The following is a 15,477-nucleotide window of genomic DNA, read 5'->3' as shown; positions in this document are numbered from 1 at the left end:
CCCCACCCGGCGCTTCGCGCCGACCTCCCCCGCAAGCGGGAGAGGTGAGCGAGCCCGCGGCCCAATCATCCAAGACAACTGACACCGCACTGGACTTATCCCGCCAACGCCGCCGTCTCCTCGCCGTCGCGGTTTTTTGCTATGCTCGCCTGGGTAGCATCACCGGGAGGGGCCGACTGTGGAGCACGAGCACAATACCGCGCCGAAAAACCTCGTCATCTGCTGTGACGGCACCGGCAACGAGATCTCGGAAAACATCTCCAACGTCCTGAAGCTGTATCGCTGCCTGCGCAAGACCGACAAGACGCATCCGCAGCAGACGGTATTCTACGATCCCGGCGTCGGCACGGTGACGGAGCCGTCAACGTGGAATCGCTGGAAGGCCGACATCAACCTGGTGCTGGGGCTCGCCACCGGCTACGGGCTCGATGACAACGTGCTCAACGCCTATTGCTTCCTGGTCGAGCATTACGCGCCCGGCGACAAGATCTATCTGTTTGGTTTTTCGCGCGGCGCCTACACCGTGCGGGTGCTGGCAGGGCTGATCCACAAGGTGGGGCTGATCTCGCCGGAGCAGGCCAACCTCGCGGGCTCGGGCCTCGTCGCCTACAAGCAATATTCCGGCACCGGGCACGGCAACGACATCGAGGATCTCGAGAACATCGCCGTCGACGACCAGGGGCCGCTGCCGAAGGACGCATTCGACCTCGCCGCGCAATTCGCGCGCATCACCTCGACGCGCTGGCCGACCATCCATTTCATCGGCGTGTGGGACACGGTGGCGAGCGTGATCGTGCCGCGACGCGACAATTTCTTCTATGTGTTCAGCCTGGAGGAGCTCGCCTTCACGCTGCGCAATCCGAGCGTCAACATCTTCCGGCAGGCGATCGCGATCGACGAGCGGCGCTGCATGTTCCGCCTGAAAGAGTACAAGGAGCCGCAGCAGTTCTGGAGCCACCGCTACGTGCCCGACGAGAAGAAGGTGCCGCAGGATATTTTGCAGGTGTGGTTCGCCGGCGTGCATTGCGACGTCGGCGGCGGCTATCCGGAGGCCGAGAGCGCGGAATCGAAATATCCGCTGATCTGGATGTTAGAGGAGGCAGCAAAGGCGGGCCTGAACTTCAACCCGCGCACCGTGAACCAGCTCGCCTGGGGCATTCAGCGCAAGAACTCACCGTTCCAATATGTCCCGCCGGCATACACGGGCACGGCGGGCCAGCTGCACAATTCGATGAGTGCGGCCTGGCGCGTGCTGGAATATCTGCCGAAAAGCGCGACCTACAAGGAATGGCCGGAGCGCAAGGTGTTTTTGGGCTTCTACATCCCCGATTGCGAACCCCGCGTCATCCCCGAAGGCGCGCATGTGCATGAGAGCGTGGTGAAGCGGATGGCAGTGGAGCCGGGCTACCGGCCGGTGAATTTGCCGAAGGATTATGTGACGGTGCCGATGCCGGTGGGGCCGGGCTCAGGTGCTGAGGGGGAGGAGATCGTGACGGGGTGAGGCGGTGGTGCTGTCGCGACAAAAACGGTGTCGTCCCGGCGAAGGCCGGGACCCATAACCCCAGGGAGTGGTTTGGCGAAGACTCGTCGTTGGTACTTCTACCTTCTGCAATCGAGAGATCACGCGGTATGGGTCCCGGCCTTCGCCGGGACGACAACGAGACCCCCACCCCGCTACCGCCACTTTCCTTACTCCCCGCTACTTTTCATTAAAATTCTCCTGCTGACCTTAGCCGTATCGCATCAACTCCCGGCCATCATTGTCGTCCGAACCCGCCGCGACCTGCGGAATTGGAGGAGAGTGCCAATGCATCCGCGCCGACATGCCCGCGTCAAACCTGCCGGCCTGGTATCCCGCCAGGCCAAGATCATCACCGACCCGCGCGCGCCGGTGATCCCGTGCACGCTGATCGACTATTCCGCCGGTGGCGCCTGCGTCGATCTCGGCGGCCAGGTGAAGATCCCCGACAGGTTCGAGCTGCTGCACGTCAACACCAAGAAGCGCTGCCGTGTTGCGTGGAAGCGGGGGACGAAGGTGGGGGTGGTGTTTTGATCTCTTCGTCGTAGCTGAAAGCGCCGCCGCACCCTCAGTCGTCGTCCTGGCGAAGGCCAGGACCCATTACCCCACGGAGTGGTTTGGCGAAGACTGGTCGTTTGGGATTAGCACGGCGCGCCATCGATAGATCACGCGGTATGGGTCCTGGCCTTCGCCAGGACGACACCGAAGATGTGGCGCGACCGTGCGCTAATCTGACCCCTACCCCCGCATCCTGGCCTTCGCCCCCGCGACGATCTGCATGGCCACGCCCGCGATCCAACCGATCAGCACCAGCCAGGGCAAGACGCTGTCCGCCTCGAGCCGCAGCACGATGACGGCGACGGACGCGAGCGCGGCGAAGGTGGCGCAGAGGGTGCCGGCGGAGCTCAGCAATTCCGCGGCGTCGATGTGGCTGTGCGCCTCGTCGAACGGCAGCTGCGGCGTGTCGATGCCGAGATAGAAGCCGACGACGCCGAGCAGCATCGTCAGCATCAGAAAGCCCTGCGTGGTCAGCGGCGGGATCGCCGAGCCGACATAGGCGCCGACGAACAGCCCGCACGCGGCGCCCGCCATCGCAAGGCCAACACGCTCCAGCACATGGGCAGCCTTCCGGACACGAAATCGCATGGCGGGCCTCGCGGGCTTGAACGCCGAGAGGTTAGGCCTGTTTTGCGGCGGGTGGAAGCTAAGGGGGGTTACGGATGCGTGAGGTGGGGGGTGAGACGTGAGGTGCGCGAGCGTGCGCCTCATCCTCCGCTGTCGTCCCGGCGAAGGCCGGGACCCATAACCACAGGAAGTGGTTTGACGAAGATTCGGAGTTCGGTACGCTTACCGTCTTCAATCGATAGATCACGCGGTATGGGTCCCGGCCTTCGCCGGGACGACACCGGTTGTCGTCGCGTACCTCTACCGCGCCCCGAACGTCGTCTTGCCGAACAGCTCCTTCTGCGTCGAGGGCTGCGAGCGCCAGTATTGCGGCGGGGCTTCGACCACACCGCCGACTTCGACCGCGGCGTGCCAGCCCCAGCGGGGGTCGTAGAGCATGCCGCGGGCCAGCGCGACCATGTCGGCCTTGCCGCTCGCGACGATCTCCTCAGCCTGCTTGCCTTCCGTGATCAGGCCGACGGCGATGGTCGGCAATCCCGTTTCGCGTTTGATGGCGTCGGCGAACTGCACCTGATAACCGGGGCCGAGCGTGATCTTCTGGAGCGGCGAGACGCCGCCGGAGGAGGCATCGATCCAGTCGACGCCGCGCGCCTTCAGCGCCTTGGCAAATTCAATCGTCTGCGCCAGATCCCAACCGCCCTCGACCCAATCGGTCGACGACACCCGCATGCCGACCGGCTTGTCGTGCGGGAACACGCTGCGCACCGCGTCGTAAATCTCCAACGGGAAGCGCATGCGGTTCTCGAGCGAGCCGCCATATTCATCGGTGCGCTTGTTGGAGATCGGCGAGAGAAACTGATGCATGAGATAGCCGTGCGCGCCGTGCAGCTCGATCGCATCGATGCCGATGCGGTTCGCACGCTTGGCGCAATCGACGAAGGCCTCGCGGATGCGCTTCAGGCCCGCTGCATCGAGCGCGAGCGGCGCGGCTTCGCCCTCCTTGTGCGGCAACGCCGACGGCGCCACCGTCTGCCAGCCGCCTGCGCTCAGCGGAATCAGCTGGCCGCCGTCCCAGGGCCGCGCGCTGCTTGCTTTGCGGCCGGCATGCGCGAGCTGCATCGCGATCGCGGTGGTGGAATGTTTGCGCACGGACGAGAGGATCTGCTTCAGCGCGGCCTCGCAGGCATCGCTGTAGAGCCCGAGGCAGCCCGGCGTGATGCGGCCGATCGCCTCCACATGGGTCGCCTCGATGCAGAACATCGACGCGCCCGACAGCGCCAGATTGTTGATGTGGGTGAAATGCCAGTCCGTGGCGACGCCGTCATCGGCCGAATACTGGCACATCGGCGACACCACGACACGGTTCTTCAAATTCAGGCCGCGCAGCTTGATCGGGGAAAACAGGGCGCTCATGCGGGGGAGTTCCGGGGGTGGGAGGGATGAAAGCAATTGCATGAAGTTTAGTGGGTCGACGGCGAATTGCCAGTTGCGCAGGCGGCATGGCCGCTGGCGGGGCCATGCATTGCAGGGCCACACCCTCAGCCGTCGTCCTGGCGAAAGCCAGGACGACGGCTAATCCACATCCTCAAATTTCCCCGGCTGGGGCTTGCCCATGCGCACGCGGTTGCCGGCGAGAATCTCGCCATCGGCCTCGGCCGAGAACTGGATCGTATTGCCGCCGCCGTCCCGCTTCGACGCCTTGCCGAGTGCGCCCAGTCTGTCGGCGAGCGCGGTGTCGTCCTCGACGAACACGCGATAGTCCGTGAGGTGAAAGCGCTGCTGTGCCCGCCATGTCAGCGCCGGCACGGAGGTGCGCATGTCGCCGTCGTTGACGCGATCGACGGTGCGGCCGGTGGCGTCGCGGAACAGGTCCGGCGCATCGATGAGCCGCGCGCGGCCGCCTTCGATGGCATAGAGGTTCAACGTGACGATATGGCGCTCGCTGCGGAAGGTGACGGCGACGTAGTGCGAGTCCGCCGACCAGGCGGCGTGGAAGGCATCCGGTGCGGAGTCCAGGATGTTGTCGTCGTTGACATTGTCGAGCGTCATCAGCCGGCGGTGGCCGGGCTCGGCCATCAGTGAGAGGCGGAATTTGTCGGAGCCGGACTCGCCCTCGCCATGCGCGGCAATCGAGAGTTTTCCGTTCGGCGCACGTCCGTCCAGGATGATCGCGTACTCAGCCTTGCCGTATTTGTGCTCGGCCGTGGCAAAGGCCGGCGACAGCGCGAAGGTGAGGAGAAGGGCGAGGACGGCGCGGCGGTGGGGCATGAATATCTGTCGGAGCAGGGGGAGCCGACGTTCAACCTACTCCACCAGCGTGAACTGCAACAGCAGGGTGCGCTGGAGCAGGGAGAAATTGTCGTCCGAGATCATCGTCAGCACGGTCTCGCCCTCGGCCGTGACGTGGGCGTCGATGCCTTCCATGTTGTCGACCTCGTGGCCGAGATCGGCGTTGAACAGCACGGGGCCATCGACCAGCGCGCCAGGCGCGATCGATTTCAACGGAATCGAACGGATGCGGATGTCGATGCCGGTAAACCAGGAGAATTTGCGCTCGAGGATGAGCAGCTCGCCGGAAGCCAGCAGCACGGCGTCGCTGATGTCGAACTTTTCGGTGCGGCGCACGCTGAACTGGCCCGGCGATGGGCCGCCGATCAGGAAGGCGATCAGATTTTCGTTGGCGTCCAGCCCGCGCTCGGAGAAGGCGATCAGCGTGCCCGCAAGCGGCTGGCCTTTCGGCACGAACACCAGCGCCTCCAGCCCCTTGTTGTACGGCAGCTTTCGCACCGCCGGCGGCGTCGGCAACACCTCGCCACGGGCGCGCGTGCCGCCCTTGGAGAAATCGAAGCGCATGATCTGGTTGACGCGCTCGAGGCCGACATAGACGAGATTGCCATCGCGCGCGAGCGACTCAGTGTCGTACCAGAGACGCTTCTCGGTGATCGGCCGCCCCTCAGCGTTGAGCATCGGCGCCGCCTCGACATCGTCGAGCCCGACCATGGCGCGGCCGGAATAGCGGATGCTGCCGGTGAACCAGCTGCCCTGGTCGGAGAGCGCAAGGAAACGCTCGCCCTTCGCATCCACGCGGATGCCGGACAGTCCGCCAAAACCGCGATGCGGCGAGGTCAGCACCAGGCCGCTGCGATATTGCAACGACCCGAAGCGCGTGCGCGACCGGTCGCGCGGCTCGAAGGCGGGAATCGGCCGCGCGTTGACCTCGATGGCAACGGGCGCGGTAACGGCGTGCTCGATCTGCGCCGGCCGCGGTGCCGGCTCGGTTGCAGGCTGCGCCTGCCCCCATCGAGGGAGTGCGAGAGTGGAAAATCCCGCCGCCGCGTGGCCGATAAAGCTGCGGCGGGTGTGAGGCGTGCTCACGAATGCAGTTTGCGTCGCGGACGGTTGGCCGGTTGGGTCGGCGCGGTGTTGGTTTCGCTGAAGAGTTCGGCGAGCTTTTCGGTGATGGCGCCACCGAGTTCTTCGGCGTCCACGATCGTCACCGCGCGGCGATAATAGCGCGTGACGTCATGGCCGATGCCGATCGCGATCAGCTCGACCGGCGAGCGGGTCTCGATCTCCTCGATGATGTGGCGCAGGTGCCGCTCGAGATAGTTGCCGGGATTGACCGACAGCGTGGAATCGTCGACCGGCGCACCGTCCGAGATCATCATCAGGATCTTGCGCTGCTCGGGCCGGCCGAGCAGGCGCTTGTGCGCCCAGTCGAGCGCCTCGCCGTCGATGTTCTCTTTCAGCAGCCCCTCGCGCATCATCAGGCCAAGATTTTTCCGCGCACGGCGCCACGGGGCGTCGGCGGACTTGTAGATGATGTGGCGGAGATCGTTGAGACGGCCGGGATTGGCCGGCTTGCCCGCGGCAAGCCACGCTTCACGCGACTGACCGCCCTTCCAGGCACGCGTGGTGAAGCCGAGAATCTCGACCTTGACGCCGCAACGCTCCAGCGTGCGTGCCAGGATGTCGGCGCAGGTCGCGGCCACCGTGATCGGGCGTCCGCGCATCGAACCGGAATTATCGAGCAGCAGCGTCACCACGGTGTCGCGGAACGTCGCCTCCTTCTCGTGCATGAAGGACAGCGGGTGATAGGGATCGGTCACCACGCGCGACAGGCGCGCCGGATCCAGAATGCCCTCTTCGAGGTCGAACTCCCAGGCGCGGTTCTGCTGCGCCATCAGCCGGCGCTGCAACCGGTTGGCAAGACGCGCGACGATGCCCTGGAGATGCGCGAGCTGCTTGTCGAGATAGGCGCGCAGCCGCTCCAGCTCGTCATGGTCGCAGAGATCTTCGGCCGCGATGACTTCGTCGAATTTCGGCGCGAAAGCGTGATATTCCGGCCCGCGCGGCTCGTTCTTGCCGTGCGAATTCGGACGCGTGGCCTCGCCCGGCGTCTCGTCGTCGCCGAGCTCGCCGTCGTCGAACGTATCCGAGGTCGAGGCCTGCGCGCTTTCCATCGCGCTCTCGCTCATCTCCTCGCTTGAGGCCTGCGCCTGGTCGGCGCTCATCTCCTGGGCGGCGTCGGAATCCGGCGAACCCTCGGCGCCGGACTGGTCGTTGTCGCCGTCACGATTCTCGTCGTTCTCGTCATTGTCCTCGCTGTCGGCGTTACGCTCGTCGCCGAGCTCGAGCGCCGACAACAGATCATGCACGGCGTCGCCGAACCGGGTCTGGTCCTCGACCAGGGTATCGAGCCGATCGAGCCGCTTGCCGATCTTGTCTTCGAGAATCGGCCGCCAGAGATCGACCACCTTCTTGGCCGCCGTCGGCGGCGCCATGCCGGTCAGCCGTTCGCGCACCAGCATCGCCAGCGCGTCGGCCAGCGGCGCGTCGGCGCGGTCGGTGATCTCGTCGAACTTGCCGCGATGGAAGTGATCGTCGAGCATCGCGGTGAGATTCTTGGCAACGCCCGCCATGCGGCGCGCGCCGATCGCCTCGACCCGGGCCTGCTCGACCGCCTCGAACACACCGCGCGCCTGCGGATTGCCGGGCATCAGCTTGCGATGCAGCTTGGCATCGTGACAGGCGATCTTGAGCGCGATGGAATCGGCGTGCCCGCGCACGATCGCGGCATCGCGTTTTGTCATTTTTCGCGCCGGCTCGGGCAGCCGCGCTTTGCCCGGCGCAAGGCCGGGACGTTCAGCGGCGAAGCTGACGTCGAGCTCGGGCGACTTGGCGATCGCCTTGAGGCAGGAAGCCACCGAGCGCTTGAACGGCTCAGTCGGCGCTTCCTTGGTGTTGCGGAATTTTGAGTTGGATGATGTGCTCATAGCGACTTCGTAAACGAGTGGCGCGTCACCCCGCCGGGGTAGCCCTTGAGGGTGCCGAATTCCTCGTACCCGCAGGAACGATAGAAGCCCGGCGCCTGAAAACTCATCGTGTCAACATGGGCCTGGATCGCGCCCTGCCGTCTTGCCTCGTCCTCGATTGCCGCGATCAGCTTTGTCCCGAAACCCTTGCCGCGCTGCTTCTGGTCGATCCAGAAATACTGGATGAACAGAACCGTGGCCCAGAGATGCCCGACAATGCCGCCGACAATCTTGCCGCGGTCTTTCAGCGAGACCGCGACACTCTTGAACTTCTGCTTCCCGAAGTGCTCGTCGTTATAGGCGCCGAGCCCGGCGAGCACAGCCTTCTTGGTCGTCCCAATGGTGCGCTCGACGGTGATGGTAGCCATGGCGTCAGCTGAGCGCCACGTTCACCGATGATTCCGGCAGCTCCGCATTGAAGCAGCGCTGATAGAACTCGGCGACCAGCGGACGCTCGAGCTCGTCGCACTTGTTGAGGAAGGTGACCCGGAAGGCGAACCCGATATCGCTGAAGATGTCGGCGTTCTCCGCCCAGGTGATCACCGTGCGCGGGCTCATCACCGTCGACAGATCGCCGTTGGCGAAGGCGTTACGGGTGAGATCGGCCAGGCGCACCATCTTGTTGACGATGTCGCGACCTTCCTGGGTGCGATAGTGCTTGGCCTTGGCCAGCACGATCTCCACTTCCTCGTCATGGCCGAGGTAGTTGAGCGTGGTGACGATCGACCAGCGGTCCATCTGGCCCTGGTTGATCTGCTGGGTGCCGTGATAGAGGCCCGAGGTGTCGCCGAGGCCGACCGTGTTGGCGGTCGAAAACATGCGGAAGGCCGGGTGCGGCTTGATCACCTTGTTCTGGTCGAGCAGCGTCAGGCGGCCGGAGACTTCCAGCACGCGCTGGATCACGAACATCACGTCCGGGCGGCCGGCGTCATATTCGTCGAACACCAGCGCGATGTTGTGCTGGAGCGCCCAGGGCAGGATGCCGTCGCGGAATTCAGTGACCTGCTTGCCGTCGCGGACCACGATCGAGTCCTTGCCGACGAGGTCGATACGGCTGATGTGGCTGTCGAGGTTGACGCGCACGCAGGGCCAGTTCAGGCGCGCCGCGACCTGCTCGATATGGGTCGATTTGCCGGTGCCGTGATAGCCGGTCACCATGACGCGGCGGTTCCTGGAGAAACCGGCGAGAATGGCAAGCGTGGTGGCACGGTCGAAGCGGTAGTCGGCGTCAACTTCAGGCACGTGAGGATCGACTTCGGAATAGGCCGGCACTTCGAGATCGGTGTCGATCCCAAAGACCTGGCGCACCGACACCTTCATGTCGGGCAAACCGGAAACTTCCTCAACTTTGGACATCGCGGCGGTCGTCATCAATCCTCCGAGGCCTCGAGCGGTCCCGAGACCAGTTATTTGCACGTTGGCTGCGGCTGGGTGCACCTGCGAACCTATCAGAGACAACGTGCGGGCAGAAGCCCGCCCCCCAATCAAAGTTCCGTTGTCTTTTCATTTAGATAGGCAAGGAACGCGATTTTTGGAAGGCTGCTCTGCGAATCACGCTGGAATTTCGTGCTAGATGCGCGGCCCTGCCCACGCGAATGGCACTTTTACCACCTCACCTTACTTAGGTAAGGCTGTGAACCCGCATGGCCCCGCCCAACACAGAGACCACGTGACGTCATTCCTTGATCCCCTCATAGCCTTCGTTTCGGCCCATGCGTGGCTGGCTTACCTGACCCTGTTCCTGGCAGCGCTTCTCGAAGCCGTTCCGGTGGTGGGGTCGGTGATCCCGGGCTCGACGATCATCCTGGCGCTTAGCGCCCTGGTTCCGGGCGGCGAGCTCAAGCTGCAATGGGTGCTGCTGGCGGCTGCGGTCGGCGCCATGCTGGGGGACGGCTCGGCCTACTGGCTCGGGCACCGGCAGCAGCGTGAGATCCTCAACACCTGGCCGCTGACCAATTATCCGCGCGTGGTCGAGGAGAGCGAAAACTTCTTTCATCGCTTCGGCACCTGGGCTGTGTTCTTCGCCCGCTTCGTGCCGCCGGTCCGCGCCTTCGTCCCGGTCACCGCCGGCGCGCTGGGGATGCCGCCCGGTCGCTTCTACGCCATCAACATCCCCGCGATCCTGGTCTGGGCGCCCGCGCATGTGCTGCCGGGCGTGCTGGCGGTGTCGGCCCTCCACGAATATGCCGGCCTGCCGCACCATGAGCATATCGGCAAGCACATCTGGATCTTCAGCGTGATCGGCGTGGCGCTCATTGTGGGATTGGCAATCTGGACCATCCGCCGACGGCACGGCAGCGGCATCGCAGCGGCGAAGCCGCGCGCATAGGGGGATGAGCCATAGGCCGACGCGCTCTGGCTCCTAGTTGATCCCGTCGTCGCCGGCGGCCGCGTTCGAACCTGCCAAAGCTTGCGCGAGTGCCGTTTCGAGATCTTTTGTCTGAAAGGGCTTCTGCAGAACCGGCTGGGCTCCGTATTCCTTGCGCAGACCTGTGGACCCGTACCCGGTCGCAAAGATGAAAGGCACCTTCTTCCGTTGTAGCGCGTCGGCGATGGCATAGGTGTCCTGACCATCCAAATTCAGGTCGAGGACCGCTACCTCTATCTGCTCCTTGCCAATCAGATCGAGCGCGCGTGGGACGCTCGTGGCCGGCCCGACCAGCTCGCACCCGAATTCGTCGAGCATATCCTCGATCAGCATCGCAATCATCATCTCGTCCTCGACGATGAGGACTTTGCGATTCGATAGGTCTCGCTTGTTCAAATCCCTTACCTCCGCGCCTCTCCGGACATTACGCAAGAATGGCCGGCACGTTTCCCGTAATGGCACTCAAGGGCGCCAATATCCTGCATACGACACCGGTTTCACGATAATCGATCACCGCTTCACCACCCAGTTGCCCCGCCAAGCCCCGCTCGATGAGCCGCGAGCCAAAGCCCTTGCTGCGGGGGGCTGCGACACGAGGACCGCCCGTTTCGGTCCAGACGATCTGCAGATGCGAGGCATCATGCTCGACCACCGCCCAATTCACCGATATGCGGCCGGAACCGTTTGACAGCGCGCCGTACTTGGCCGCGTTCGTCGCGAGCTCATGCACCGCCATGGCGACAGCAAGCGCCGACTTCGGAAGCAGCCTGATGTCGGGACCATCGACGTCGAATTCCCGCTTGGACGCCTTGAAGGGCGACAGCGCCTTCTCCACGATGTTGCGCAGATCGGCGCCCTCCCAATTCTGCTGGGTCAGCACATCATGGGCACCCGCCATCGAAAGCAGACGGGATTCGAGCGCACCTTTGACGGCGGTCGGGACGGTCGATCCTTTCAGCGTCTGCGCCGCGACCGATTGAACCGTTGCAAGCGTGTTCTTGACTCGATGGTTGAGTTCATTGATCAGCAGCTCGCGCTGCTGACGCGCTCGGACCTGGGCGGAAATGTCCCTGAAATAGCAAACCACTCCGTAGCGGCCCTCAGGGAGCGGAATGCGGTTAATCCTCCACTCGTAATATTCCGTCACCTTCCGGTCTCGTCGTTCTTCGATGTGTTCGGGGGTGATGTAGGGCTCCCCGGTTTCGAGCGTATGCCGGAACAGGCGTATGACTTCGTCGGCATAGTCCTTAGGCCACAGGATCCGAATGACCTCGTCGAGATCACGACCGACGAGGTCGGGAATATCTCCGAACACCGGCAATGCCGTGGGATTGACAGCCAGAATCTTGAAGTCGGCATCGACCAGGTACACGCCGAGCGGGGCTTCATTCAACAGCGTCTCGAATTGGGTGGTCCGTCGCCGCAAGACTTCTTCGCTTGCGCGAAGATCCCGCGCCGCTTCGCTTCTGACGCGCGCGAGCGTCAGGTTTGCGTTGACCTGCGCAACCAGTTCGCGGGCGGAAAACGGTTTGGTCAGATAGTAATCGGCGCCGGCGTCCAGACCCTCGATGCGAGCTTCCTCGCCGGCCCGCGCGGACAGCATGATGACGGGCAAATCGCGCAGATCGGGATTCTTCCGGATCGCCTCCAGCAGACCGAAGCCGTCGAGCTGCGGCATCATTGCGTCGGTGACGACCAGATCGGGACGTTTTCGCCGGATCGCCTCGATCGCCGCATTTCCATCTTCGACAGTCTCGATGTCCCAATGGGCGCCAAGCAATCTTCCGATGTAGGCGCGCATGTCCGCATTGTCGTCGGCCACCAGGATGTGGCCCTGCATCTTGATTCCGCCCACCTCGGGAGTGGCGACGTCGCGCTTCGAGACAGGAAATCCCGTCGTGGTCTCGCTGGGCAACCAGCTTAGCGCTTCTTCGATATAGGCGTCGGCCCGATGAGCCGTCGGCACCCCTGTCGATCTGAGATCAAGGCTGCCAGCCGGAAGCTGGTCCGAAGCGAACGGGATGCTGACCCTGAACGACGATCCCTTGCCGACTTCACTGTCGGCGACCAACGAACCGTTGTGCAGTTTGACGAGCTCCTGGACCAGGGCGAGACCAATGCCGGACCCCTCGAATGACCGGCTCTTCTGGTTTTCGACACGATGAAAACGTTCGAAAAGCCTCGGCAATTCGCGGGACGGTATGCCGACGCCGGTATCCCGCACCAGAAGCTCGGCGGACCTGCCGTTGTCCGCAGCATGCATTCGAACGGATATGCTTCCTTCGAAAGTGAATTTGAAGGCGTTCGAGAGAAGGTTGAAGACGATCTTTTCCCACATGTCGTGATCGACCGACACGCGTTGCGGCAGCGGCTCACACAATATTTCCAGCTTCAGTCCAGCCTTCTCCGTGGCGGAGTGAAAATTGGAGGCAAGCTCGGCTGTAAAGGCCGGCAAGTCAGTCGGCTGAAAATGCGCATTCGCGCGTCCGGCTTCGATACGGGAAAAATCAAGCAGCGTATTCACCAGCTTGAGCAACCGCCGTGAATTGCGTTGAGCGACGTCAAGGCGCGTGCGTTGCACGGGATCGAGCGCGGCAGCAGAGGAGTCGTTCAGGGCGTCCTCGAGCGGACCAAGCATCAACGTCAGCGGCGTGCGGAATTCATGACTGACGTTGGAGAAGAACAGCGTCTTCGCCCGGTCGATCTCCGCCAAGGCATCGGCGCGGCGGCGCTCTTGCTCGAAAGCGCGCGCCCCGGCAAGGCTGGCGGAAACCTGGCCGGCCAGGAGTTCGATGAAGCTGGCGTAGCCTTCATCGTATTTCCGGTGGGGATTGAGCGCGGAAATAATGCAGCCGAGGGGCTTTTCCTGTCCTTTGATGCCGATCGGAATAACGACGGCCTGGGTGGGTGTCTTGTCCCAGAACCCGCTGGGCAAGCCGGCGTCCACGACGGCGGACAGATCGTTCACGATCCGGCTTCCTGAACTCGGGATATCGTGGGGCCACGGACCGCCCGGGAGGATTACTGCCGGCGCAGCGGGGTGCCCGGTTTCGATGCCGGAGGCGCGAGCGAGCCGCAAGCTGCCCTGGTCGTCGTAAAGGTAGAGGAGAGCGAAAGGCAGATCCTTGTCCGCCGCATCCACGCCCTCCTTGATCGCGTCCAGAACTTCCGATTCAGCCCTGGCCGACGCCAGGCGGCCAGCAAGCTGGCTCAGGGTCGCGAGGCGTCGCTCGCCGACGACACGTTCGGTCTCTTCCGTAACGACGCATAACATCCCGCTTATCCGGCCATCGTCGTCGGCCAGAGGGCTGTAAGAAAAGGTGTGGTAAGTCTCTTCGCGAAAGCCAAGGCGCTCGAGAAACAAGAGCAGCCCTTCGTCCCACGTCGCCTCGCCGGTCTTCAACACCCGCTCGATGCGGGGCCCGATATCCGGCCAAATCTCCTCCCAGACCTTGTCTGATCTTGATCCGAGGACCCAGTCCCGCTTTATCCCAACCGTGGGGAGATAGGCGTCGTTGCAGAAAAATCTCAGGTTCGGGCCCCAAGCCATCCACATCGCAAAGCGGGAGGTCAATACGATCCGGACGACGGTCTTCAGGCTTTGAGGCCATGATTTAGGCGGACCAAGGTCGGTCGCGGCCCAGTCAAAATCCCGCATCATCGACGACATTTCGCCCGATCCGGCCAGGAAATCGGGGGCGTCGTTAATCTCGGCCGTCGCCTGCGGAGTTTCGAACATCCAAAATGTCGGCCTTGAAAGATCCCAGGAAATAAACTTGCCAAGTTCCAAACGCGATTCGTAACCCGCCTTCGCGGCTTTTGTTCCCGTTTCCTCATCATTATGGTCGGAATTCGGGAAACCAACATCCCGTAGACATGAGCATAAGCCCTAGGCTTTGGCTTCCGCAGCCACCGTCCTCCGCCCCGGCGCCGGCCCCACGTACCGCGCCCGCGGCCTAATCAGCTTGCCGAACTGCAATTGCTCGCTGGCGTGCGCGATCCAGCCGACGCTGCGGGCCATGGCAAACAGCGCGAGCTCGCTACCGGGCGGACAGCGCAGCGCATGGACGAGCACCGCGAGCGCATAGTCGATGTTGACGAGTTCGCCGGTCGCCTCGACGATCCGCTCCGGCACTTCACGGGTGAATTTGCGCGGCGCGCCGGCACGGGCCAGCGCATTCAGCAGCGACTGCGCACGCGGGTCGCCGCGCTTGTAGACGCCGTGGCCGAAGCCGGCAAAGCGCTCACCAAGCGCGACGCGTTCGCGGACCATCGGAGCGACGTCGCGGTCGATCAGCGTCTTCACCAGCTGCGAGGCGAGCACGCCGGCGCCGCCGTGCTTCGGCCCCTTCAGCGCGGCGAGACCAGCGATGACAGAGTCATAAAGATTGAGCCCGGTCGAGGCCGCGCAACGCGCGGTGAAGGTCGAGGCGTTCAACTCATGATCGGCGAGCAGCACCAGCGCGCGGCGGATGAGATCGCCTGCATGCTTGTTATCGGGCGCCCAGGCCTGCGCGATCTGCTGGTGCAGCGGCTCGGATGACGGCTCGGCATTGAGCATGGTGGCAACCAGCAGCCGGACGATGCGCCCGCCGACCAGCGCGCGGCCGTCCGGTGCGCGGGTGAAGGCGCGCGAATCCGCGCTGGTCGCAAGCGCCAGCACCGCGATAGCGCGGTCGATCGGCGCAGCACGGCGCGCGGCCTCTCCGATCGCGCGCATCTCGTCGGAGACGACCGGACGATTGTCCGGCGCAAAGGGATCGACGCCGGAGACATCCCAGAGCAGCGTCGCGGTGTGCTCCAGCGTATCGCTTTCGGCGAGATCGACACAGTTGACGCCGCGATAGATCGGGCCGTCCTCGGTGATGGTCGAGATCTCCGTATCCATCACCGGCAAATCGGCATCGAAACTGCGCAGGCCGCGCGGCTCCGGCGACGGGACGCGGCGCTCCTTCAGGGCGCGGACGTCCTCGGCGCGGTAGCGGTTCTTGCGCGAATCCGGCGTCGGCTCGGACCGGATCAGGCCGCGGCTGACATAGGCGTAGAGGGTCGCCGGCGAGATCGCGAGCTCGGCCGCGGCTTCCCGGGCGGAGAGGTAGAGCTCTTCGGAATTATTCATATTGATTTATGTAATCAAGATTGATCAATCT

The 15,477-nt window shown here is 63.8% G+C and carries 13 protein-coding genes; 3 read left to right on the top strand and 10 right to left on the bottom strand.

The annotated features are described in order from the left end of the window. Positions 1-178 precede the first annotated feature (178 nt). Positions 179-1,501 carry a T6SS phospholipase effector Tle1-like catalytic domain-containing protein gene (locus UB31_RS18265; protein WP_045011904.1) on the top strand — a complete coding sequence of 441 codons (1,323 nt, stop codon included), beginning with the start codon at positions 179-181 and terminating at the stop codon, positions 1,499-1,501. 306 nt (positions 1,502-1,807) lie between these two features. Continuing rightward, a complete protein-coding gene (locus UB31_RS18260) occupies positions 1,808-2,053 on the top strand; it encodes a PilZ domain-containing protein (protein ID WP_045001217.1) in 246 nt (81 codons plus the stop codon). A 204-nt stretch (positions 2,054-2,257) separates the two neighbouring features. On the opposite strand, the gene UB31_RS18255 is transcribed toward UB31_RS18260, so the two are convergent. From UB31_RS18255 to cobS, 7 genes are all read right to left on the bottom strand, one after another. Next, entirely contained in the window at positions 2,258-2,665 is a 408-nt protein-coding gene (locus UB31_RS18255) for a hypothetical protein (protein ID WP_045001218.1), read from the bottom strand. 279 nt (positions 2,666-2,944) lie between these two features. Then, positions 2,945-4,057 (bottom strand): NADH:flavin oxidoreductase/NADH oxidase, encoded by a 1,113-nt coding sequence (locus UB31_RS18250; RefSeq protein WP_045011903.1) that lies wholly within the window; start codon positions 4,055-4,057, stop codon positions 2,945-2,947. A gap of 159 nt (positions 4,058-4,216) precedes the next feature. Further along, entirely contained in the window at positions 4,217-4,912 is a 696-nt protein-coding gene (locus tag UB31_RS18245) for a hypothetical protein (RefSeq protein ID WP_045011902.1), read from the bottom strand. A gap of 36 nt (positions 4,913-4,948) precedes the next feature. Further along, positions 4,949-6,019, bottom strand: coding sequence for an esterase-like activity of phytase family protein (locus UB31_RS18240; RefSeq protein WP_045011901.1), 1,071 nt, complete (start codon positions 6,017-6,019; stop codon positions 4,949-4,951). Then, the gene (cobT, locus tag UB31_RS18235) at positions 6,016-7,920 is read right to left on the bottom strand and encodes a cobaltochelatase subunit CobT (RefSeq protein WP_045001222.1); all 1,905 of its coding nucleotides are present in this window, start codon (positions 7,918-7,920) and stop codon (positions 6,016-6,018) included. The genes UB31_RS18240 and cobT overlap by 4 nt, the downstream gene beginning before the upstream one ends. Continuing rightward, the gene (locus UB31_RS18230) at positions 7,917-8,327 is read right to left on the bottom strand and encodes a GNAT family N-acetyltransferase (RefSeq protein ID WP_045001223.1); all 411 of its coding nucleotides are present in this window, start codon (positions 8,325-8,327) and stop codon (positions 7,917-7,919) included. Before UB31_RS18230 ends, cobT begins: the two co-directional genes overlap by 4 nt. A gap of 4 nt (positions 8,328-8,331) precedes the next feature. Next, positions 8,332-9,330 (bottom strand): cobaltochelatase subunit CobS, encoded by a 999-nt coding sequence (gene cobS, locus UB31_RS18225; RefSeq protein WP_045001224.1) that lies wholly within the window; start codon positions 9,328-9,330, stop codon positions 8,332-8,334. Between the two features lie 298 nt (positions 9,331-9,628). Between cobS and UB31_RS18220 the strand changes: the two genes are divergently transcribed. After that, complete coding sequence (locus UB31_RS18220) at positions 9,629-10,288, top strand: DedA family protein (protein ID WP_045011900.1); 660 nt, start codon at positions 9,629-9,631, stop codon at positions 10,286-10,288. 33 nt (positions 10,289-10,321) lie between these two features. Here the strand turns inward: UB31_RS18220 and UB31_RS18215 are convergent, their stop codons facing one another. The 3 genes from UB31_RS18215 to UB31_RS18205 all read right to left on the bottom strand — a co-directional run bounded on the left by UB31_RS18215 (position 10,322) and on the right by UB31_RS18205 (position 15,446). Continuing rightward, positions 10,322-10,723, bottom strand: coding sequence for a response regulator (locus UB31_RS18215; RefSeq protein WP_050044797.1), 402 nt, complete (start codon positions 10,721-10,723; stop codon positions 10,322-10,324). A gap of 28 nt (positions 10,724-10,751) precedes the next feature. Next, positions 10,752-14,117: an ATP-binding protein gene (locus UB31_RS18210; RefSeq protein ID WP_156175409.1), complete on the bottom strand. Its 3,366-nt coding sequence runs from the start codon at positions 14,115-14,117 to the stop codon at positions 10,752-10,754. A gap of 99 nt (positions 14,118-14,216) precedes the next feature. Continuing rightward, positions 14,217-15,446: a citrate synthase family protein gene (locus UB31_RS18205; RefSeq protein WP_045011897.1), complete on the bottom strand. Its 1,230-nt coding sequence runs from the start codon at positions 15,444-15,446 to the stop codon at positions 14,217-14,219. Positions 15,447-15,477: the final 31 nt, after the last annotated feature.

Origin of the sequence: Bradyrhizobium sp. LTSP849, from assembly GCF_000938255.1 — a bacterium.
In the GTDB taxonomy this organism is placed as follows: domain Bacteria; phylum Pseudomonadota; class Alphaproteobacteria; order Rhizobiales; family Xanthobacteraceae; genus Bradyrhizobium.
Note: the sequence above shows the minus strand (reverse complement) of the source record. Positions and strands in the feature narration are given on the sequence as shown.

Bases quoted from the DNA above. Each gene is read 5' to 3' on its own strand.
- UB31_RS18260 (WP_045001217.1), top strand. From the start codon at position 1,808: ATGCATCCGCGCCGACATGCCCGCGTCAAACCTGCCGGCCTGGTATCC.
- UB31_RS18255 (WP_045001218.1), bottom strand. From the start codon at position 2,665: ATGCGATTTCGTGTCCGGAAGGCTGCCCATGTGCTGGAGCGTGTTGGC.
- UB31_RS18250 (WP_045011903.1), bottom strand. From the start codon at position 4,057: ATGAGCGCCCTGTTTTCCCCGATCAAGCTGCGCGGCCTGAATTTGAAG.
- UB31_RS18245 (WP_045011902.1), bottom strand. From the start codon at position 4,912: ATGCCCCACCGCCGCGCCGTCCTCGCCCTTCTCCTCACCTTCGCGCTG.
- cobT (WP_045001222.1), bottom strand. From the start codon at position 7,920: ATGAGCACATCATCCAACTCAAAATTCCGCAACACCAAGGAAGCGCCG.
- UB31_RS18230 (WP_045001223.1), bottom strand. From the start codon at position 8,327: ATGGCTACCATCACCGTCGAGCGCACCATTGGGACGACCAAGAAGGCT.
- cobS (WP_045001224.1), bottom strand. From the start codon at position 9,330: ATGACGACCGCCGCGATGTCCAAAGTTGAGGAAGTTTCCGGTTTGCCC.
- UB31_RS18205 (WP_045011897.1), bottom strand. From the start codon at position 15,446: ATGAATAATTCCGAAGAGCTCTACCTCTCCGCCCGGGAAGCCGCGGCC.